Source organism: Pedobacter alpinus, assembly GCF_042684645.1.
GTDB classification, from domain to species: Bacteria; Bacteroidota; Bacteroidia; order Sphingobacteriales; family Sphingobacteriaceae; genus Pseudopedobacter; species Pseudopedobacter alpinus.
In genome coordinates this window covers 230,262-251,270 of the sequence record NZ_JBHULV010000008.1, presented here as the reverse complement: position 1 = coordinate 251,270, position 21,009 = coordinate 230,262, and the positions used below count along the sequence as shown (strand labels likewise).

The window sequence follows — 21,009 nt, the reverse complement described above, 5'->3', positions numbered from 1 at the left end:
ATTAAGGTAAATTCTTAACATTGTAAATATTCAAATTCCGGTTGACTACAAAGCAAAAAAAAATACTTAGCTATACTTTAAAGATAATTATTATCTGCTTGGCTGCTTTTTACATTTTCAAGAAATTAAACAATCATGAAAATTTAACAAATTTTTCTAACCTTATTAAAGGATTGCCTAGTATTAGCGTTTACATTACAGTTTTTTTAATATTAGCTTTAATGTTTGTTAACTGGCTAATAGAAAGCATTAAGTGGAAGTTTTTGATTAGTAAAGTTGAGCAAATTAGTTTGTATAAAGCCATTGAGTCTGTTTTTTGTGGCTTAACTTGGGCGGTGTTTACACCAAATAGAATTGGAGAGTACGGAGGACGTATTTTTTTTCTTTCTCCTCGTAAAAGAATACAGGGAGCTGTAGCTATGAGTGTTGGACACATTGCACAAATGGTAATTACCAATGTTGTAGGTGCAACAGCGTTAATGTGGTTTATTTATAATTTTAAACCAATAGACGATTTAATTTTTGTAGCAATATGTTTCTTAACCTTCGTTTTTTGTAGTTTCTTCATCCTTTTTTACTTCAACATTAGATGGATAGAAAAGTCACTAAAAAGCATTAAATTTTTAAAAAAATATAAACGTTTTTTATCTGTTTTAAATAGGTATCACAGTAAAGAATTAATTAAGGTAATGCTATATAGTTTGGCAAGATTTGCTGTTTTTACAACACAGTACATTTTAATTATTTATTTATTGTTACCTGAAATTCCAATATATCAATCTGCTTTAATGGTTTTTATATTATTCTTTATACAATCAGCTTTACCATCATTAGATTTGTTGGATGTTGGGGTACGCAGTTTAACTGCAACCTACTTTTTTAAAACCATTACAACACATGAGGTAGCAATTATGGCTGCAATTGCGTTAATTTGGCTTGTAAATTTAATTATCCCAGCAATATTGGGTTCATTTTTCGTTTTTAAATTAAAATTCTTTGACTACCGTAATAATTAGTTGCTTATCATTAGCACTCACTTTTTTATATGCCATTTTGGTACTTATATTAAGAACTGGATGGCAAAAAATCCCATCTTTTTCGGCTAAGGTTAATCCTTGTGTAACAAAAGTTTCTGTATTAATAGCGGCAAGAAATGAAGCAGAAAAAATTCATCTTACCATTGAAGATATTTTAGCTCAAAACTACCCTAAAGAACTTTTTGAACTAATAATTGTTGATGACCATTCAACAGATGGCACTTCGCAAGTGATTAGTAGCTATGCAAATATGGGCGTTAAATTAATTGTGCTTAACGAAAGCCAAGCTTTAAATTCTTACAAAAAGAAAGCTATTGCAAAAGCCATTGATTTAGCCAATGGCGAGTTAATGGTTGCAACAGATGCAGATTGCCGCATGGGGCAAAATTGGCTACATCAAATTGTAAGTTTATACGAAGAAAAAAAATACAATTTAATTAGTTCACCGGTAGTATATTTTGAAGAAAAATCATTGTTTGAAAGAATGCAAACCTTAGAATTTTTGTATCTCATTGGTTTTGGAGCGGCAGGGATAGGTCATAATATGCCATCAACCTGTAATGGTGCTAACTTGGCTTATAAAAAAGAAGTATTTTTAGCTTTAGGAGGTTTTAAAGGTATAGATGATTTAGCGTCTGGAGATGATGAACTTTTTTTACATAAGGTTGCATCAACCTACCCAGGTACAGTTGGCTTTTGTAAAGCAAAAGATGCAATTGTTTATACACATGCAAAGCCAAATCTTAAAGAATTTATTTCGCAAAGAAAAAGGTGGGCAAGTAAGAGCGTGAAATATAAAAACAAAAAAATAATTGCTTTAGCTATTGCTATGTGGCTATTTAATATTTCGCTTGCTTTAAACTTTTTCTTAGCCTTTTTTTACACCGATTTTTTAAAATTGGTAGTGATACAATTTGCTATAAAATTTACCGCCGAAATGTTTTTTTTAGAACTACTTACTTCCTTTGCAAACAGAAAAAACTTACTTTTTATACTCACATTTACAACTTTTCTACATCCAATATATTTAATCTATATTGGCATAATAGGCAATTCTGGCAAATATAGTTGGAAAGGTAGAATGGTAAAATAATACAGCCAAATTGAATAAAAACAACAACAAAACATGGCATAAGTTTATAAAGAATAAGTTTTCTTTATTAGGATTTTCTTTTATTGTTTTGATAGTTTTATTATCATTTTTAGGATATACTATCACACCCGATGATAGCCCTATGGCTAATCAGATGAATCTTCAAATAAATATTGAGAAACCTGGGTCATCTTTTACATTTATTAAAACACCAAAGCACCCAAAACCTACTGAGGTTAGTTTTTTTTATAAAATGTTTTTTGGACAGCCATCAGGTTTTGATTATGTACCAATCTCTACTTACAACTTCGATAAGCAATTTTTAAATTACAAAGAATATTTAGGTGCTGGCGAAAAAGGTGAATGGAAACATTTGAAAATCAATTTATTTGACAATCAAAGCATCGAAAGCATTCAGAACAACAACATTGTAACCAAAACCTATTGGCTTGGTACTGATATATATGGTAGAGATTTGCTGAGCCGAATTATTATTGGCGCAAGAATATCGCTTATGGTTGGGTTTATGGCTGTTGTAATTAGCCTTATTTTAGGTTTATCATTAGGTGCAAGTGCAGGCTATTTTGGCGGTAAAGTTGATGCCGTTATCAGTTGGTTTATGAATGTTGTGTGGTCTTTACCTTCTTTATTATTAGTTATTGCTATTTCATTTGCTTTAGGAAAAGGTTTTTGGCAAGTGTTTATTGCTGTTGGTTTATCTATGTGGGTAGAAGTGGCAAGGTTAGTACGGGGCCAAGTCTTATCGTTTAAAAACGCCCAATTTATAGAAGCTGCAAAATCTTTAGGTTACAGTAATTTAAGAATCATTTATGTGCATATTTTACCCAATATTATAGGGCCAATTTTGGTAGTTGCCTCTTCAAATTTTGCTTCTGCTATTTTATTAGAAGCTGGTTTAAGTTTTTTGGGCTTTGGAGCACAGCCACCAATGCCAACTTGGGGCGGCATGATAAAAGAACATTACGGCTACATTATTATTGATGCTGCTTTTTTAGCCATTATACCTGGCTTAATGATTATGTTAATGGTTTATGCGTTTAACTTGGTTACTATAGGCCTCAGGGATTTGTTTGATTTAAAATCGGAGAGTACCGATGTTTAAGTTAAAGGCAATAATTTCAACTTATATACCAATCATTTATGCAAACGAATTTTAACAAATAAAATTCAAATGTTTTTTGATGGTTTGTATCTAATTCAGTACATTTAATTTATAATCACACACTATAATAACAATAATGCAAAAGCATGGTTCATCAGAATCTGATGCACAGATTGATATAGTAGAGCTTTTATTAAAGCGACAAGCTGAATTAAATGCCTTACTAGAGATTACCCGAGCTATTAATAGCAATGTCCCTAGCCAGACGTTGGTAGAAATGCTTGAGATGATTATGCGGAATAATTTAAAGGTTAAAAAGTTTAGATTACTGCTACTTAATATAGAGGAATTTCATTGCGTTTCTAACTTTGGTGGAGAGTTAGAATCTTTTGAAGATTTACAATTTATTGCAAATGAATTACTTCCTTTAAAAATCCCGGTCAATATCACCAATCACCAAAACCCAATTATTAACTCTTTTGATTATTTTATTCCGGTACACCATAAAGATGAGGCATTGGCTTTTGTATTGGTAGGCAAGTTTGAAAATGACGAGAAATTACTTGATAATAGTGTAGATTATATTCAAACATTAATAAACGTAATTATTGTTGCGTTTGAGAATAAAAAACTTTTTAAAGAGCGTTTACACAGAGAGCGTTTACAAAGGGAGGTTGAACTTGCACAGCAAGTGCAAACCATGCTTATTCCACAAAATTTACCGAAAAATATATTTTTAGACGTAGAATCCATTTATCGCCCGCACCAAAGTATTGGAGGCGATTTTTTTGATTTTATACAAATTAACTCAGATGAGTTTCTATGGTGCGTGGCTGATGTATCTGGTAAAGGAATTTCTGCCGCTTTAATAATGGCTAATTTCCAAGCCAGTTTAAGAGCATTGGTGTCTTTAAACACACCACTAACCATACTTATAGAAAAACTAAACAGTATCGTTTTTAATAACACCAAAGGAGATAGATTTATTACCTTGTTTTTAGGCATTTACAACGATAAAACCAGAATGGTTAAATATGTTAATGCCGGTCATAATGCGTCTTTAGTGATACAAAATGATAAAGTTGAATTGCTTAAAACGGGTACCACTATGATTGGTGCTTTTGAGGAGTTACCTTTTGTTAATGAAGGAGTTTTAAAGTTAGAGCAAGGTGCTATAATTTTTAATTATACGGATGGTATAATTGAGTTTGATGGTGAAGAAGAACAATCTATAAGCGAGGAAGATTTAGTAGATTTTTTACTAAAAAATAAAGACAAAGATCTTAAACAACTACATTTAGAACTTATTAGTAAAATGGATGTTTTAAGAGACTATAGTGAAGCTACGGATGACATTACCATATTATCTCTTAAAATACATTAAAAAAAGCTAATCAAAAAAGAGGCACTCGAAAGTGTAATTCGAAAAAACAAAACTATTTATTTTCTTTACTTCCCTTTTTAACAGTTAAAATATCTTGCCCCGTAGCATCACCTTGTTCTTGTAATTTACCAAAAGCTGCTGCTGCTGCATAATTGATAATATCTTGAGGCTGATGATGATTGTAAAAGCCGTAAATTAAACCAGCCATAAAACAATCCCCACTTCCTGAACGGTCCACCACACCTTCGCATTTAAACTCTGCCGAATTAAAAGATTGATTATTGGTATATAAACTGGTAAAGTATTTTAACTCGTTAGCATCGCTATCAAACCTAAATGTATTGGCTACACTTTTTACTTTCGGAAACTTTTGGATGATTTCTTTTGAAGTTAACTCGGCATGAGCAAAATAATCTTCTCTTTTGCCTTTGAAATGGATATTTTCATCAATAGTTGTTCCTAACAAACTATTTGCCGACCAAATATTGCCCATTACCACATCACAATGCTCAATTAATTTTGGCATTATTTCTACAGGTTCTTTACCATATTTCCATAAACGAGAGCGATAGTTTAAATCGCAAGAAATTGTTATTCCCTTTTTTGATGCTGCTTCTATGGCTTCTAAACAAACATCTGCAACCCTTTCATTTAATGCTGGACTAATTGCTGTAAAATTAAACCAAGAAACATCTCGTAAAACTTTATCCCAATCAATCATTCCGCGTTTTAGTTCCGAAAAAGACGAGTGATCTCTATCGTAAACCATACTGCCTTTTAAATCGGCACCACGTTCTAAATAATAAACCCCTATCCTATTTCCCCCAAACAATATAGACGATGTGAAAATGCCTTGAAATTCTAAATAATCTATCACATGCCTTGTCATAAAATTATCTGGCAAAACAGTACAATATTTTACTGGTACATTCCATCCAGCTAATGCTGTTGCTGTGTTAGCCTCCGCACCGCCCATATATAATGTAAAAGGGTTTTTCTCAGATAAACTATCATCTGCTGGTGAGGGAGAAACTCTTAATAAAAGTTCGCCAAAACAAAGTACTTTTTTCATGAATTTAGCTTTTTCAGTTTCGATTAAATTGGTTAACCAATATAAGTTTTATTTTAGTTTAAAAAAATAGGCATTCCTAATAAATTGGAAATGCCTATTTATAACCTTAAAAACTTTACTGACTATAGATTGAAATATTCTTTTGCGTTATAATAGCAAATATCTTTCACAATATTACCAATCCATACTTCATCGTTAGGGATTTGCCCATTTTCCATTTCGCTACCTAAAAGATTACAAAGAATTCTTCTAAAATACTCATGGCGAGGGTAAGAAAGAAAACTACGCGAATCTGTTAGCATCCCAACAAAAGTGCTTAAAACGCCCATATTTGAAAGTGATGTTAGCTGTTTTTCCATTCCGTCTTTCTGGTCTAAAAACCACCATCCAGAACCAAACTGTACTTTTCCTTTTGTTTTACCATCGGCAAAATTACTTGTCATGGTTGCAAAAACATCGTTGTCTGCTGGGTTAAGGTTATAAATAATGGTTTTAGCTAATTGATCATCCAAACTTAAGTTCCCTAAAAAGTTTGATAAATTTTGAGCTTGAGAATAATCACCAATAGAATCAAACCCAGTATCAGGTCCAATTTTACGCATCATGCCATGGTTGTTATTTCTAATTGCACCCAAATGAAATTGTTGTACCCAACCTTTTTCATGATAAATTTTAGCTAAGGCTGTTAAAACATATCCTGCAAAAGCATCTGTATCAGAATAGTTATCGCTTTCTCCTTTCAAAAATTTACTATACTCCGTTTTTTGAGCATCAGTTAAAGTTACTTTAGAAGGTATTTGGTTTAAACCATGATCAGAAATAGAAGCACCATGTGCTGCAAAAAACTCAATCCTATTTCTTAATGCTGCAACTAATGATTCTACATCGGTAATTTCTATACCAGAAACTGCTGAAAGCTTTTTAACGTAAGCCCTATAAGTTGCTGCATCGTTTATTATCAATGATTTATCTGGGCGAAAAGATGGTTTAACTTTAATCTCAAAATTTTGATCAATCAAAGCTTTGTGGTGTTCTAAAGAATCAGTAGGATCATCTGTTGTACCCACCATTTTAACATTAAATTGTTTTAATAAACCCTGTGTAGAAAATTCTTTTGTGGCTAATAATTGGTTACCATGTGCATAAATTTCTTTAGCAGAATTTTCATTCAAAAACTGGTTTATACCAAATGGTTTTTTAAGTTCCATGTGGCTCCAATGAAAAAGTGGGTTTCTAACAGTAGCCGGAACAATTTTTGCCCAAGCCATAAATTTCTCTTCGTCACTTGCATCGCCAGTAATAAGGCGTTCATTTACACCTAAAGTACGCATTGCCCTCCATTTGTAATGGTCGCCTTTTAACCAAATTTCAGACATATTACTGAAGTTTTTTGCTTCGGCAATTTCATTTGGGGGCAAATGGTTGTGGTAATCAATAATTGGTAAATCTTTAGCATAGTTATGGTAAAGAATTCTTGCGCTCTCAGAATTAAGTAAAAAATCTTCTGGAATTACGTTTCCGTTTGTCATTAATATAAAGTTTTTTATTTCTGTTAGATTTATATGCTATTAGGAATAATATTTCGGTTTATAATAAGCTGTTTAATGGTTATCAAAAAAAGCTAATTAACAATTTTAGCTAAATTTGGTTAATAATGAATCAAATATCCTAATTTATTTATGCAATCGTTACCGGTAAATGTTTGTAAAACCCCATTTCAAATAATATTCTAATTAATTTTATGAAAAAAAATTAGATATTACCTGAAATATATTATACTGGAATAAGTTTAATAAATCTATGAGATTAAAAAAAATAAATATGAGCCATTTTTGCGTTTCTAAAGTCCTTATGATTTTATTGTTATTAACTTTTGTTAAAGCAGCAAAGGCTCAAAAAACCAATGGCACTGTTAAATCTTTAGTACAAATTGAAGAACATTTTACAGCACTAGTCAAAAAGAAAGGATTAAATAAAGCATACATTGAAATAGCTGCTAATAAAGGTGTTATTTTTAAACCAAATGCTGTTAATATTAAAAATTACTACAACCAAACCAACCCAGAAGAAATCAATTTGACTAAAATCCCAAATTATGCGATGATTTCTAAAGATGGATATTTTGGATTTACAAGTGGTTTAATAGAAATTACAACTGAAAATAATACCATGTATGGCCATTATTTGAGTATATGGAAAGCAAGCACCAATAAAACTTGGGAATTAGAACTTGATGCTAATATTAAACATCCTAAACAAATTGCTGATATTGAAAATAAATTTATAGACCCGCCAAATTATAAATACCCTAAGTTAATTGGCCCTAAAAAAATTAAAATGCGGGAAGATATTATTTTCAGCACCGATTTACTTTTTGGCAAAGCCTTAAAAGGTTCGGGGAATAAACATTTTAATGAATTTTATGCAGATGATGTTAGACTGTACTTTCCAGAAAGCCTGCCGCTAATTAGCAAACAAGAAGCTATTAATTTTATTGATAAAAAAAATCAACAAATTGTTTCTAATCCTAATTTCAGTGACCGGGCCATTAGCGGAGATTTAGCTTATACTAACGGTAAAGCAAGTATTGGTTTAAAAAAATATAATTATGTTAGGGTTTGGAGAGCAGATGAAAACATGAAATGGAACATTATTATTGATTTGTATATGCCTGAATAGACAAAACTATTTTAATTAGGTATGAATTTTGTTTTATAGCTTTTATTATAAAACTATAAATTATGAAACTGCCACACGGAAGCTACGAAACGCTGTCACAAGCGATGAATGTATTAAAAGAAAAAGGTTTTACCTACGATTTCGATTTTAAAGATGGGCTATTATGTTGCTCTTCTGAAGCTGGAAAATATGATAGTAAAGATTTAAGAATTGTTGAAATTCATAGGTTTGAAGGAATTACAGACCCAGAAGATAGTTCTATACTTTATGCTATTGAAGGTAATGACGGCACTAAAGGTTTAGTAGTTGACGCTTATGGAATGTATGCCGATGCAGATAAAACTGAATTTATGAGTAATATTGAGGTGGTTGAGGAGTAACCACTTTTTATTCATTACTAAACATAGCATATAAACTACCAAACAACTTGGTTAATAAACTTCTTTTTTTAGTGATGATTTCTGCTTCGGCAACTAAGCCATTTTTTAAATCCAGTCGTTTTTTATAGGACGTTATCGCACCATTTTCAAAAACTACTCTTGCTATATAAATAGAATCTGAAACAGTTTGATTAGACAAATAACTAATTTTACCATTTAACACCCCATATTCTTGGTAAGGAAAAGCATTTAAACGCACCACCACATTTTGCCCTTCTTTAACTTTACCTAAAGCATACTGCCCAATCGCCATTTCCCCAATAAAACCGCCATTATTTTTATTCGAGATATAAAACAGTACTTTGTTGGGTTCTACAAAATCTCCTTGTTTTAAAAAACGATTAAATACAACTTTACCGTTAGTTTTTGCTTGCAATACATGGTTCAATTTCCAGCTATCTATCTCACTTTTAAACTGGTTAACTTTTGCTAAGAAGTTCAACTTTTGAATCTGTATCTGATTTGCTAAATCTTCTAATTCTTGTTTCTTCAAATTTTGAGAACTTTGGTTTCCTAATATTGAAGATTCTATATTTTCTAGCGGAATTTTTTTGTTTAAATATTTACTTTCCTCTCTTTTATACTCTAACGAAGAAATTACCTTACCCTCCAAAAGCTTTTTATTAGCTTCAAATTCTTTTGTGGCTATTTCAAAATCTTGTTCGTAAATTTTTTGTTGATTAAATAACCTTTGTTTTTGCAAGCCGAGGTCGCTTATTTCTTTTAAAATTGCAAACCTTTTTTGACTGTTATAACCTCTACTTAAAAAGGTTTTAAACTCTATAAATGACTGAGAAAATATCAGAAATGGATTTTGTAGTTCTCCCAAATGCTGAGGGTTAATTAGGTTTAAATTACTTAAGCTTTCTAGATTATTGGTACTCGCAAATTTTTGGATGGTATCCATCAAGCTATTTATCTGCAAAACCTGTTCTGGCTTGGCATTGCTTTCCATGTATCCTAAAATTGCAAAACTATCTACCAAACTATTTTCTTTCACAAATAAATGGGTAAGCTTGCCTTGCGTATGAGCAATAATTTCTTCCGGCTTGTTTGCGCTTTCTATTATTAATTTACCATTTACCTTATCTGGCATTTTTATAAAGGCAGCAAATAAAATGATGCTTACCAGTACCAAAAAAAATACAGTTAAACCCCAACGCAGTAACCATGGCGGTGTATCAGTAATAATTTCTTGTACTTCTTCGCTGTGTAAGTTTTGTTCTTCAGTTATCGGCATTTTTTATTAAGCTAGTGGCAAAAGCCTGTTTTTTTTCTAGACTTACAAAGTTTTAAAAACTCCGTAAGCCCTTCTATTTAAACTCCTAATTCTAACTGGTTTTTGACCAAATCATAATATTTACCTTTCAAACTTGTCAATTCTTCATGTATGCCAAATTCAGCAATTTCACCCTTATGTAAAACCACTATTTGATCTGCATGGCGTACAGTGCTTAATCTGTGTGCAACTACAACTACTGTTTTACCCTTGGTAAAGGCGTTCATGTTTTCAACAATTTGGCTTTCATTATTGGCATCTAAGGCATTGGTAGCCTCATCAAAAAATAGATAAGCTGGGTTTTTATAAATTGCCCTCGCAATCAATAACCTTTGCCTTTGACCCTGACTAATTCCATTTCCCTCTGCTCCAATTTTAGTTTGTAAACCTAGGGGCAAAGCCTGTATAAAATCTTGAATATTAGCCATATTAATGGCATTGTTTAGTTTCTCATGGTCGGGATAATCTTCACCAACGGCAATGTTGTTGGCTATGGTATCAGAAAAAATAAAACCATCTTGCATTACTACGCCACATTGTTGTCGCCAAAATTTAGGTTTTATGCTCCCAAAATCTGTACTTCCAATTTTTATTTCTCCGCTTTGTGGAGTATAAAAGCCTAATAACAATTTTAATAAAGTAGTTTTTCCGCTACCGCTCATGCCTACAATAGCTGTAGTTTTACCTTGCGGCAATTGTAAATTAATGTTTGATAAAACAGGCTCATTACCTGCGCCAGGATATTTAAAACTAAGATTACTGATATTTATACTTTTATCTAATGGTAAAACATTCATAAAAACCTTGTCTTTAGGTTCTTCATCTTCTAATTCATGAATTTCATTTAACCTTTCCATACTAATGCTGGCATCTTGGTAAGATTGTATAAAACCCAACAATTGCTCTACTGGGCTGCTTAATTGCCCAATAATGTATTGTATAGCTATCATGGCTCCCAAAGTAAGCTGACCATTAATCACCGCTTGGGCGACAATAAATATGATCAAAAAGTTTTTCCCTTCGTTAATAAACATTGCCCCTGCTTGTTGGGTTTGCCCTAACGAAAGACTTTTGATATTATAATGAAAAAGTTTTGCCTGTATGCGTTCCCAATTCCAGCGTTTTTGTTGTTCGCTGCCGCTGAGTTTTATCTCCTGCATCCCGTTTACCAATTGTATTACCTCGCTCTGGTTTTGTGAGGATATTGCAAAGCGTTTATAATCCAATTGCTTACGCCGATTGAGAAAGGCTACAACCCATAAACCATAAAGAATACTCGCCACTAAAAAAACGATAAAAATATTGAGGTTATAAAAGGCCAATACAAAAGAAAATATCACCAAATTGAACATGGAAAAAATAATCTGTAAGGACTGCCCCGTTAAAAAGCTTTCAATTCGCTTTTGGTCGTTCATGCGCTGCATAATGTCTCCCGTCATTTTGGTATCAAAATAACTGATAGGTAAACGCATCAACTTTATCAAAAAATCTGACAGCACAGATATGTTAAGCCGAGTGCTAATGTGCAACAATATCCACGAACGGATAAAATCAACACTCATCCGGCCCAATAGTAATACAAATTGAGCAATAAGAATAATGTAAATAAAACCAATATCGTTAGTGTTAATACCAACATCTACAATGGCTTGCGTTAAAAAAGGTAAAATTAATTGCAATAAACTACTAATGGCAAAGCCAAAAGCCAATTGTACCAATAACTTTTTATGCTTAAAAAAATAGCTGTAAAACTCCGCAAAGCCTTTGCGCTTTTCGGTGTCCCCTTCTTCTTTATAAAATTCCGTAGTGGGTTCTAATAACAGGGCAATACCGAAAGACGAACCGTTGTTCTTATAGCCGTACCAATTTTCTGCAAGTTCTTTTTGGTTATAGGTTATCATCCCTTTGGAGGGGTCTGCAATGGTAAATTTATTATTTTTGCATTTATACAATACCACAAAATGGTTTTGCCCCCAATGTAAAATAACTGGTAAAACGGCTTCTTTTAGTTGGCTTAAATTAATTTTTACTCCCGTTGCCCTAAAACCAATTTGCTCGGCAGCATCTGCTATGCCTAATAAGGAAACACCTTCTTTAGAAAAACCAGAGAGGTTACGCAACCTTTGTACACTAAAGTTACGTCCATAATGTGCTGCCACCATGCGTATACAGGTTGGCCCACAATCCATTTTGTCTTGTTGGCGGTAGAGTTTCAAAATTATTTTTTGTTAAATAACTATCAAAAAAGTTAGAAGATCAGAACTGTAGGTTACGAAATTTAAAAATCCCACTTAATTTTTGATATATTTTTCTAAAAATTCATCCAATTCCGATGGCAACAGATTAACAGCTACAACCTTACCTTGCTTATCTAACAAAATATTGCTTGGAAAAGCCCTAATACCAAGCTTCGCACTTTCAACGCCGCTATCATCTAAAAACTGCGGCCATTTCAAATTTTGCTTAGCAATCATATTTAACCAAGACTGTTTGTTTTTTAATTTATCGGTAGAGATACCAACAATTTCAAAACCTAGCGGCTTGTAATTCTGATAAATTAAACTTAAGTGCTTAAACTGAGCTATACATGGACTGCAGTTGCTGTACCAAAAATCTAAAAGTGTAAATTTATTAGCTGCGTAGTTGATAGCTGTTTTTTCATAATAAGTGGCATTTAATGGTTTAAAATTTTTAAGCTGAATGTTTAAAGCTTCATAATTGCTTTGCGCTAAATAGCTTTTTAATTGTTTCCCTACAAAAGTAGCTTTTAAAGAGTCCGAGAATGCCAAATAAATAGCATTAAACTTTTCATCGTAACCAAATTGTATTAGTCTTATAAATGTCCAAAGCGCATAATAGGAATTAGAGTTTTCTTTTACATAACCTAATAAAGTACTATCAAATTCTCTGTAACTTTGTTTAAGTTCCTTATCTAAACCACTTTTTATGTTAGGTGGTATTTTATTTGAATATGCTTTTGATAAACTATCCCACTTAGCGTCTAATATTTTATTTTTTAATCTTACATTTTCAAAAGCAATTAAGTATTTAGGATAATCATTCTCCATAATTATATTACTAACTTTTGGAGTCGTTTTGTTTTGATTTATATCAATTTCAATGTTTTGTTCATCTATATCAATAATAAATAGCTTAGTTAATATCTGCCTATTGTCTACAGAAATCTCAAAAGCAGTTGGTTGATTAATTTTGCCTTTAAAATTAAACTTACCCTTTACAATTCTTGAAGATAATTGCCTCAACTTTATTGGATAATAGCTAGTATCTCCAACCAATTCTAAAGTAACAATCCCTGTATCTAAGTTAATTGAACCTTCTAAAGTAAAATCGTAAAGTTTTATTTGAGAAAAACAGGTATTTGTGATTGTGAGTGAATACAGGCTAATTATAAAAATTATAGTCTTCATTATTTACAGTTGAAAACAAGCTGGATATCTCCCAGCTTGTTAATAAAATTTAATTTCTGCTTTTGCATAATCCGTTTACACACCAATCCCTTGAATCAGAACATGGACACTCGCTACTACATTTATTAACACAACCTCCAATTCCATCGTCATCTCCATCTTCTTCCTCATCCCAATCACCACCCTAAACCATTTTCATTTCATTTATACAATACCACAAAATGGTTTTGCCCCCAATGTAAAATAACTGGTAAAACGGCTTCTTTTAGTTGGCTTAAATTAATTTTTACTCCCGTTGCCCTAAAACCAATTTGCTCGGCAGCATCTGCTATGCCTAATAAGGAAACACCTTCTTTAGAAAAACCAGAGAGGTTACGTAACCTTTGTACACTAAAGTTACGTCCATAATGTGCTGCCACCATGCGTATACAGGTTGGCCCACAATCCATTTTGTCTTTTTGGCGGTAGAGTTTCATACAATACGATTTGCTTATTTAACCAACTTTTCAATTTCCTCTCTCAATTTAGCTATCGTATTTTCCTCATAGCCTATGGTTTTGACAACTAAATTACCTTGTTTATTATACAAAAAATTAGTAGGATACAAATCAACCTCTAAGCTTTCAATCAACTCTTTATTAGGTAAAATCTGAGTAAAAGAAAAAGGAAACTTTTTGATAAAATATTTAATTTGATCTGCAGAATTATCTTTTGAAACAGCAATAAAAACTATTTTATCTTTAAACTCCGCTGCTATTTTGTTGAGTTCTGGAATTTCTCTAATGCAAGGGTAACAGCCTATAAACCAAAAGTTCATCAGAACAATTTTATCTTTAAAGTAGGCTTGCTTTAAGGTGTCCTTATCAATAGTTATGAGTGTATTATTTGCATAAAATGTTTGCGCACTTAAATTCGCAGATAGAAGTAAACCAACAAAACACACCAAAATTAAAACTATTCTTTTGCTAAAACTCCCCATATCTTATAAAACTATGATTACCTATAAAAACTGAAATTATATAATTAATTGTTAGATTAACATCAACATGATTACCCAAGTCAAAATGATTTTTATTAAATACATATCGGGTTTTTAAAATCTCTGGAATTAAAATATTCATTTCTTTGTTTTTCTTGGAATAATATTTAAAATCAACATAAATGGAATCTTTATTTAAAGACTCATTAAAATTCAAATCCACGGAGTAATCTGTTTTGACATTAATTAATCGCTTCTTGTTGTTATAAAAATTAAGGAAAAATTGATTTCTAAATTTTTGTAGTGGCTTGACTCTCATGTTATTCTTCTCAACATATTTAACAAAACTATTATTGATTATTCTTGAGAAATATTCTTTTTGTTCTTTAGAAAACTTATTTTTTTGAAATGTTAAATTATTTAAAGAAAAACTAATTGCATTATTTTGAGGACAAGGAGTTTTAATATAAAATTGCCACGGTAATAAATTAGAAATAAAATTAACATTGAAATACGTATTAAACCCTCTTTTGTAATTGCTTTTAAAAATATAAAAAGAATCAATCTCATTTAAATGATTTGATTTCATCCCAAAAACCTTATATTTTTTCTTAACATAAATATCTGAATGAACTGGCTTCAAATCAACTTCATAATTAATATATTTCTTTCCTTTTATAGTCGAAAATTTTGTTTCATAAAACAAACTAAAGTTTGAGATTCCACTACCTTTAAAAGTTGAATCCATCTCAACTGTTTTATTTAGTAAAGAAATAGAATCAATACCTTCTAATACCCATTTATTATGATTATTAAAAAAATCCCCACAAGCCCCATTTAAAGAATCAATATATTTTATATTACTTATTACGACAGGTCTAAAAGTATTTAAATCTTTTAATTTACATGAAGTTATAATTCCAAGAATTACTATTACAATGAATTGATATCTTTTCATAGCTTAAATAAAATGTATGCTTAAATTAATTTAAGCATACATAGGTATAATTTAAAATCTAATTACCTGTACAACCACTACATCTATTTCCGTAAGTTTCAACACAGGAGTTTAAACAACCTATTAAAGAACCTTCACAATTGTATGGCGCATCGTTATTGCCACAAGTTCTAACAGTCCCTCCTCCTTCACCTGGATCCTCTTGCTCTTCCCAATCACCACCCAAAACCATTTTCATTTCATTTTTGCTTAATCTTACAAAATTTTTCATGTTATTTATTTTTATAAATTTGCAATTCTTTAGGTTTTACAAGAACCTAAAGACCCAATACCTTATTGGGATTTTTTATTGTTGTTTATTGACCGAGAGGTTGGTAAAACCAGGTTGGGCTGCCCCTAGGGCGGCCTTTCCTATTTATGTTTTATTTAGAAGGCTGTGAATTTTAGTTTAACATTTGGGTTAATTATCAAGGTTCATCAATACATACTTTAATTCTTTTAAACTGTAGCCATTTGGTATTTCATTACCATTAATATAAAAAGTTGGTGTGCCTTTTATCTCATTCAGTTTGCACCAATTTACTTGTTCTAACAGCAGTAATTTATCTACTGCTTTGTTTTTTACAGGGTGTTTATCTTTCCAAACAGCTAATTTTTGGTAATCGCTGCTGTACCAATCTTTTAAAGCCATTTCTATATTTAAACCTTCTTTTTGCAATTGCATTAGGTGTATAAAAAATAGTTTTTGTTGGTCATCATCAGCCATGCTAAAGGTGTAAACTATATTCAATTTAAAATCTACTCCCTTTTCTATCCATTCTTCTAAAAACTGGTGTGCTTTAGCGCAAGGATTACAAAACGAATTAGACACCATGGTAACTTCTAAACTGGCGTTTTTGTTACCCATTATAATGGTAGTTTTAGGCAAAGCCCCTATATATTGTTTTTGGCTTTTTAAAAGGTTGGTAAATGCTTCTATATTGTATTTAAACTTATTAAGCTGCGCTTTTAAGGGTTCAATTTGTTTTTGGCTTTTAAATAATGCTTTGCTATTTAGCCATAATATGGTGGGGTAATGTAAACCAATAAAAACAGCAACACACTTTGCACATCAACTGTGCTAAAATCAAAATTACTTTGTGTAATAAAATAAACGCTAAATAAAGCTTGCACCCAAAATAAGCCTTGTATTACCAAACATAACCTGCACCATGTTTTAGCAATGCGCCATTGGTAATAAACAGACCATAACGTAAAAGGCAAAGCCAAAAAATTAAAAGCAACAATAAATATTACTGCGGTACTATTTTGGCTAAAGAATAGTAATAATAAATTACCAGCAAAATAAAGAAAGCCTAAATCTGATAGGGAGAACCATTGGGTAACATTTGCTGCCTTTGAATTTATAATGTGGTTGCAATTATGTTTTGCATCTGCACCGCACAATTGTTGTATAAATGCACTTCCTTTACCTAAACTTTGAATCAGCAGTAATACTACAACTGTTAACCCACTTAGTAAACACAAAAATATGCCCGTAAACACAAAGGGTTCAAAAATACTGGCTGAGTAGGTATTTAGAAATATAAAAGTTAAAAGAGTTAAAAATAAAGCAGGTATTATGTAGGGCTGTATGTCGGTTAGTTTTATTCTTTTTTGGAGTGTCTTCTTTTCTACTTCGGTTAGCAATGCAACGCCTGTCCAAATTTTCTCAAAATCTGCAATGGTTATGCTCAACTTTTTTCCATTAATTTCATAAAAAACTGTATCGCTTTTTATTTGGCTAATTAAGGCGTATTCGCCCCCCTTAGTTTTCAGATGTACCAAACAGGGTAAATTTACTTCTTGCAACTGCGCTAAAGTTATTTTAACAGCAAAGTTTTCAATTCCTGCTTCTTGTTCTAAAACTTCACTTATGCTAAATAAACTAGGGTAATAAGGATGTTGCTGTAAAGCTTGGTTAAAACTTAATTTTGGGTTAAACCCAAATAACTCGGAAAATCTGATAGCAGAAATGGTAGCATTATCAAAGGCCTTGAATTTCATACGGTTGAGATTTGATTAGATAGATAAACAAATCTAAATAGAAATAAATCAACAGTAAAAAAAACAATAAAATTAAAATATATTATGATTTCAGTTAATTTAATTAACTGAAATGATTATTTGTATTGGCAGGACAAGCCTGAGAATTAACTTCGTTACAACACAAAATACATTTACAGGTTAATTATTTTTCAAATTTAGTTTAAAGACAATACGGAATTTACAAAATATTAAAATGAAGTTAATTTTAAAAGAATTTGATTAAAACAAACCTTCAATAATCTGTTCTGTACTTAAACCTTCGGCCTCGGCTTTGTAATTGCGTACTATCCTATGTTTTAATATTGGCATTGCAACGGCTTGTATATCTTCAATATCTGGAGAGTATTTTCCGTTGATGGCTGCATGGCATTTTGCCCCAATTACTAAATTTTGTGAAGCTCTTGGCCCTGCACCCCAGGATAGGTATTTGCTAACAGCTTCTGTTGCATATTGCCCTTTAGGTCTTGTTTTGGCAACCAACTTCACTGCATATTCTAAAACATGGTCAGAAACTGGAATTTTTCTAATCAACTGTTGAAAAAAGTTAATCTGATCAGCGTTTAATATTCGCTTTAATTCATTAACCTTACTTCCGGTTGTATTTTTAACAATATTTAATTCTTCTTCAAATGAAGGGTAGTCTAAATTTACATTAAACATAAAACGGTCTAATTGTGCTTCTGGCAAAGGATAAGTTCCTTCTTGCTCAATAGGGTTTTGTGTGGCTAAAACAAAAAATGGTTTTGGTAATTGATGCGATACACCAGCTGCGGTAACAGATTTTTCTTGCATGGCTTCTAATAAAGCAGCTTGGGTTTTTGGTGGTGTACGGTTTATTTCATCAGCTAAAATAATGTTTGAGAAAACTGGACCTTTTATAAATTTAAAATTTCTATCGTCTCCTAAAATTTCACTTCCTATAATATCCGAAGGCATTAAATCTGGAGTAAACTGTATGCGGTTAAATGATAAATCTAACACATTTGCCACTGTTTGCACCAACAATGTTTTTGCTAAACCAGGTACACCAACTAACAAACAATGTCCGTTACTAAAAATAGAAATCAGCACAGATTTTACTACATCATCTTGCCCAACAATTACTTTTGAAATTTCGGTGCGTATCTCTTTGTAAGTGGCACTAAGTGCATCAATAGCTTCTGCCTCAGAATTGTAATTCATCTTATTTAGCCGCTGTAGGTGTTTCAGTAATCCACTCTTTTAAAATATCACAACTGCTGTAGTCTTTATCAATTTTAACGTAGGTAGATTTTCTTCTTTTCTCAAACCAAAGGCTTACTGTTTTATTTATTTTATCTTCAAAAGCAGCATCTTTAATTTTTGGTAAATCTTGTTCTAAACTTGCTTTATGTGGAGGTATTTTACTTTTTAGATATAAAAATTTATAGCCCATTTTTCCTCTCGCATCAGAAAATACTGCTGGGGTAGAATAAGTTCCAACCTTCATGGTATCAATAGTTAAAAACACTTTAGGGTCTAACCTATCTGTAGGAATAAAAGTAGTTCTTGATTGTACGTTTTCTGCATTCAACATCATCCCACCGTTATATTTGGTTTCGTTTTCATCAGAAAATAAAGAAGCAGCTGTAGAAAAATCTAATTTACCTTCTTTTACTTTGCGATATGTTGAGTCAATTTCAACCCTAGCTCTTTCTAAAGCTTCCACAGGTACTTCCGGAATAATTAATATATGTCTTGCTCTTACTTGTTCGCCCCTACGTTCAATTACTTCTAAAAAATGAAAGCCAAATTCTGTTTCAAAAACCGGAGAAATTTCACCTTCTTTTAATTTAAAAGCCCAAGATGTAAATTCTTTAGCCATTGTTTGTCTGTCAAAAAACGGCAATTCACCACCTTCTCTAGCCGAACCTGGATCTTGAGAATAAAGTCTTGCTAAAGTAGCAAAACTATCACCTCCTTTAATTCTTAACCTTAAAGCTTCTAATTTATCTTTTGGTACTTCTTTTTCTTTTTTGTTTAACTCTGGATACACTACCAATTCTCCAATTTCTACTTCTGTCCCAAATTCTGGTAAAGAATCTTTAGGGAAAGCATCAAAAAATCGTTTAACTTCTAAAGGAGTTACTTCTACTTTTTCAGTAATTTTTGCTTGCATTTTTTGCGCAACTAATTGTTCTTGTATTTCAGGTCTAATCTCGTCTTTATATTGAATCAAAGATCTACCTAAAAATTCCTCTAACTTATCTTGCCCACCCGCTCTTGATGTCATCGTACGCATTCTACGGTTTATTTCACCATCTATATCTTCTTCATCTACAGTTATAGAATCTAAAACAGCTTGTTGCGTTAGCAATTTTTGGCTTAACATATTCTGTAAAAACATGCATTTTGTACTTTCATCTGCAGTATTACCTTGTACAATGTATTGTGCGTACTGTTGGTCAACCTCAGATTTTAAAATAATATTATCTCCAACAACGGCAATCACTTTATCTAAAACCTTATTTTGAGCATAAATATTGGTAATATTTAACAATATGATGCCTACTAAAACTATATACTTCTTCATTTATCGTATGTTTCTAATTCGTTATTTTTTTGTGCCTCCTCAAAAACCTCTTTCTCCATTTGGTTAATAAGGGCAAGCTTACGCTGATTTAAAATCAGATTTTTAATGTTATCTTTTTCAAAAGCCAGAGGCGACAAACTATCTCTAAATTTCGAATCTCGCAAAATTATGAGATATAATGCATTATTATCAGAAATTTCAAAAATACGATTTATATTGTTGTAATTGTTTTCTGAAATTTTAGAAATCGGAAATATTTTCTCCCACTCTTCTGTATAATGCCAAGTAGTATCCATCAAAGAAAAATTAGGCGAATATTTAAAACAATATTTCTCTAATAAATCAATGTCACGCATATCTTTTGACGCAAAAAGTTTTTTAACCATTGATACTTTAGGCGCACCTTGTGGTAGTTTAATGTAAGATACTTTTAAGATTGGTTTTTTTAGCTGAAAATTATCTTTATTGCTATCGTAATATTTCTTTATTTCATTGTCAGAAACCAAGGTATCTAACTTTTGCCTAATTAACTCTTGCTCGTACTGGAACCGAATTAAAGATTTTCTATAAACCTCTAATTGCGCTTGAATACTTGTTTCATCAACTTTAACATTTTCTTCTGCTTGGTGTTGCATCACTTGCTCATGCTGCCATTGGTCTATAAATGCATTTACAATAGCAATACTATCATTACCATGCGTATTTTTAGGCACAACACTTTCTAAATCTTTTAAATACAAATATTTATCATAAGCTTTAGCAATTGGCTTATCATTAGATGAGTTATTACAAGAAATGATAATTAAGCACCCTATTAGCAGCTTAATTGTATTTTTGACTAATTGCATCATTAATGCAACGAAAGTAAAGTCTTTTTAGCTTATTTTAGCCATGCTTT

General features: G+C 31.6%; 20 protein-coding genes. 6 read left to right on the top strand and 14 right to left on the bottom strand.

What is annotated here, in order from left to right; all coding sequences use genetic code 11:
* Positions 1-41: 41 nt before the first annotated feature.
* The 4 genes from ACFSSE_RS02200 to ACFSSE_RS02185 all read left to right on the top strand — a co-directional run bounded on the left by ACFSSE_RS02200 (position 42) and on the right by ACFSSE_RS02185 (position 4,637).
* On the top strand, positions 42-1,016 hold the full coding sequence (locus ACFSSE_RS02200) for a lysylphosphatidylglycerol synthase domain-containing protein (RefSeq protein ID WP_379040738.1): 975 nt from the start codon (positions 42-44) through the stop codon (positions 1,014-1,016).
* A complete protein-coding gene (locus tag ACFSSE_RS02195; RefSeq protein WP_379040739.1) occupies positions 997-2,130 on the top strand; it encodes a glycosyltransferase family 2 protein in 1,134 nt (377 codons plus the stop codon). Before ACFSSE_RS02200 ends, ACFSSE_RS02195 begins: the two co-directional genes overlap by 20 nt.
* Before the next feature lie 10 nt (positions 2,131-2,140).
* The gene (locus tag ACFSSE_RS02190) at positions 2,141-3,253 is read left to right on the top strand and encodes an ABC transporter permease (protein ID WP_379040740.1); all 1,113 of its coding nucleotides are present in this window, start codon (positions 2,141-2,143) and stop codon (positions 3,251-3,253) included.
* 136 nt (positions 3,254-3,389) lie between these two features.
* Complete coding sequence (locus ACFSSE_RS02185) at positions 3,390-4,637, top strand: PP2C family protein-serine/threonine phosphatase (RefSeq protein ID WP_379040741.1); 1,248 nt, start codon at positions 3,390-3,392, stop codon at positions 4,635-4,637.
* A 52-nt stretch (positions 4,638-4,689) separates the two neighbouring features.
* On the opposite strand, the gene ACFSSE_RS02180 is transcribed toward ACFSSE_RS02185, so the two are convergent.
* Entirely contained in the window at positions 4,690-5,709 is a 1,020-nt protein-coding gene (locus ACFSSE_RS02180; RefSeq protein ID WP_379040742.1) for a sugar kinase, read from the bottom strand.
* Positions 5,710-5,831: 122 nt separating this feature from the next.
* Positions 5,832-7,238, bottom strand: coding sequence for a glucuronate isomerase (uxaC, locus tag ACFSSE_RS02175; protein ID WP_379040743.1), 1,407 nt, complete (start codon positions 7,236-7,238; stop codon positions 5,832-5,834).
* Positions 7,239-7,530: 292 nt separating this feature from the next.
* On the opposite strand from uxaC, the gene ACFSSE_RS02170 reads away from it, so the two are divergent.
* Both ACFSSE_RS02170 and ACFSSE_RS02165 read left to right on the top strand, forming a co-directional pair.
* The gene (locus ACFSSE_RS02170; RefSeq protein WP_379040744.1) at positions 7,531-8,388 is read left to right on the top strand and encodes a hypothetical protein; all 858 of its coding nucleotides are present in this window, start codon (positions 7,531-7,533) and stop codon (positions 8,386-8,388) included.
* 62 nt (positions 8,389-8,450) lie between these two features.
* The gene (locus ACFSSE_RS02165) at positions 8,451-8,768 is read left to right on the top strand and encodes a phosphoribosylpyrophosphate synthetase (protein ID WP_379040746.1); all 318 of its coding nucleotides are present in this window, start codon (positions 8,451-8,453) and stop codon (positions 8,766-8,768) included.
* A 7-nt stretch (positions 8,769-8,775) separates the two neighbouring features.
* Here the strand turns inward: ACFSSE_RS02165 and ACFSSE_RS02160 are convergent, their stop codons facing one another.
* The 12 genes from ACFSSE_RS02160 to ACFSSE_RS02105 form a co-directional block, all read right to left on the bottom strand.
* On the bottom strand, positions 8,776-10,068 hold the full coding sequence (locus ACFSSE_RS02160; RefSeq protein WP_379040747.1) for an HlyD family secretion protein: 1,293 nt from the start codon (positions 10,066-10,068) through the stop codon (positions 8,776-8,778).
* Between the two features lie 77 nt (positions 10,069-10,145).
* Entirely contained in the window at positions 10,146-12,323 is a 2,178-nt protein-coding gene (locus tag ACFSSE_RS02155; protein ID WP_379040748.1) for a peptidase domain-containing ABC transporter, read from the bottom strand.
* Positions 12,324-12,398: 75 nt separating this feature from the next.
* Entirely contained in the window at positions 12,399-13,535 is a 1,137-nt protein-coding gene (locus ACFSSE_RS02150; RefSeq protein WP_379040749.1) for a redoxin domain-containing protein, read from the bottom strand.
* Positions 13,536-13,735: 200 nt separating this feature from the next.
* Positions 13,736-14,011 carry a cysteine peptidase family C39 domain-containing protein gene (locus ACFSSE_RS02145; protein WP_379040750.1) on the bottom strand — a complete coding sequence of 92 codons (276 nt, stop codon included), beginning with the start codon at positions 14,009-14,011 and terminating at the stop codon, positions 13,736-13,738.
* Between the two features lie 14 nt (positions 14,012-14,025).
* On the bottom strand, positions 14,026-14,514 hold the full coding sequence (locus ACFSSE_RS02140) for a TlpA family protein disulfide reductase (RefSeq protein ID WP_379040751.1): 489 nt from the start codon (positions 14,512-14,514) through the stop codon (positions 14,026-14,028).
* Positions 14,501-15,472 (bottom strand): hypothetical protein, encoded by a 972-nt coding sequence (locus ACFSSE_RS02135; protein WP_379040752.1) that lies wholly within the window; start codon positions 15,470-15,472, stop codon positions 14,501-14,503. Before ACFSSE_RS02135 ends, ACFSSE_RS02140 begins: the two co-directional genes overlap by 14 nt.
* A 58-nt stretch (positions 15,473-15,530) precedes the next feature.
* Complete coding sequence (locus tag ACFSSE_RS02130) at positions 15,531-15,743, bottom strand: hypothetical protein (protein ID WP_379040753.1); 213 nt, start codon at positions 15,741-15,743, stop codon at positions 15,531-15,533.
* A 189-nt stretch (positions 15,744-15,932) separates the two neighbouring features.
* Positions 15,933-16,400 carry a thioredoxin domain-containing protein gene (locus tag ACFSSE_RS02125; RefSeq protein ID WP_379040754.1) on the bottom strand — a complete coding sequence of 156 codons (468 nt, stop codon included), beginning with the start codon at positions 16,398-16,400 and terminating at the stop codon, positions 15,933-15,935.
* A gap of 125 nt (positions 16,401-16,525) precedes the next feature.
* Entirely contained in the window at positions 16,526-17,518 is a 993-nt protein-coding gene (locus tag ACFSSE_RS02120) for a vitamin K epoxide reductase family protein (protein WP_379040755.1), read from the bottom strand.
* A gap of 261 nt (positions 17,519-17,779) precedes the next feature.
* A complete protein-coding gene (locus ACFSSE_RS02115; RefSeq protein ID WP_379040756.1) occupies positions 17,780-18,742 on the bottom strand; it encodes an AAA family ATPase in 963 nt (320 codons plus the stop codon).
* A gap of 1 nt (position 18,743) precedes the next feature.
* Entirely contained in the window at positions 18,744-20,111 is a 1,368-nt protein-coding gene (locus tag ACFSSE_RS02110; protein WP_379040757.1) for a peptidylprolyl isomerase, read from the bottom strand.
* On the bottom strand, positions 20,108-20,962 hold the full coding sequence (locus ACFSSE_RS02105; protein ID WP_379040759.1) for a hypothetical protein: 855 nt from the start codon (positions 20,960-20,962) through the stop codon (positions 20,108-20,110). The genes ACFSSE_RS02110 and ACFSSE_RS02105 overlap by 4 nt, the downstream gene beginning before the upstream one ends.
* Between the last annotated feature and the right edge of the window lie 47 nt (positions 20,963-21,009).

Excerpts from the sequence above, each read along its gene's own strand:
- ACFSSE_RS02185 (WP_379040741.1), top strand. The coding sequence starts at position 3,390 with ATGCAAAAGCATGGTTCATCAGAATCTGATGCACAGATTGATATAGTA.
- ACFSSE_RS02180 (WP_379040742.1), bottom strand. The coding sequence starts at position 5,709 with ATGAAAAAAGTACTTTGTTTTGGCGAACTTTTATTAAGAGTTTCTCCC.
- uxaC (WP_379040743.1), bottom strand. The coding sequence starts at position 7,238 with ATGACAAACGGAAACGTAATTCCAGAAGATTTTTTACTTAATTCTGAG.
- ACFSSE_RS02170 (WP_379040744.1), top strand. The coding sequence starts at position 7,531 with ATGAGCCATTTTTGCGTTTCTAAAGTCCTTATGATTTTATTGTTATTA.
- ACFSSE_RS02165 (WP_379040746.1), top strand. The coding sequence starts at position 8,451 with ATGAAACTGCCACACGGAAGCTACGAAACGCTGTCACAAGCGATGAAT.
- ACFSSE_RS02160 (WP_379040747.1), bottom strand. The coding sequence starts at position 10,068 with ATGCCGATAACTGAAGAACAAAACTTACACAGCGAAGAAGTACAAGAA.
- ACFSSE_RS02150 (WP_379040749.1), bottom strand. The coding sequence starts at position 13,535 with ATGAAGACTATAATTTTTATAATTAGCCTGTATTCACTCACAATCACA.
- ACFSSE_RS02145 (WP_379040750.1), bottom strand. The coding sequence starts at position 14,011 with ATGAAACTCTACCGCCAAAAAGACAAAATGGATTGTGGGCCAACCTGT.
- ACFSSE_RS02140 (WP_379040751.1), bottom strand. The coding sequence starts at position 14,514 with ATGGGGAGTTTTAGCAAAAGAATAGTTTTAATTTTGGTGTGTTTTGTT.
- ACFSSE_RS02135 (WP_379040752.1), bottom strand. The coding sequence starts at position 15,472 with ATGAAAAGATATCAATTCATTGTAATAGTAATTCTTGGAATTATAACT.
- ACFSSE_RS02130 (WP_379040753.1), bottom strand. The coding sequence starts at position 15,743 with ATGAAAAATTTTGTAAGATTAAGCAAAAATGAAATGAAAATGGTTTTG.
- ACFSSE_RS02120 (WP_379040755.1), bottom strand. The coding sequence starts at position 17,518 with ATGAAATTCAAGGCCTTTGATAATGCTACCATTTCTGCTATCAGATTT.
- ACFSSE_RS02115 (WP_379040756.1), bottom strand. The coding sequence starts at position 18,742 with ATGAATTACAATTCTGAGGCAGAAGCTATTGATGCACTTAGTGCCACT.
- ACFSSE_RS02110 (WP_379040757.1), bottom strand. The coding sequence starts at position 20,111 with ATGAAGAAGTATATAGTTTTAGTAGGCATCATATTGTTAAATATTACC.
- ACFSSE_RS02105 (WP_379040759.1), bottom strand. The coding sequence starts at position 20,962 with ATGATGCAATTAGTCAAAAATACAATTAAGCTGCTAATAGGGTGCTTA.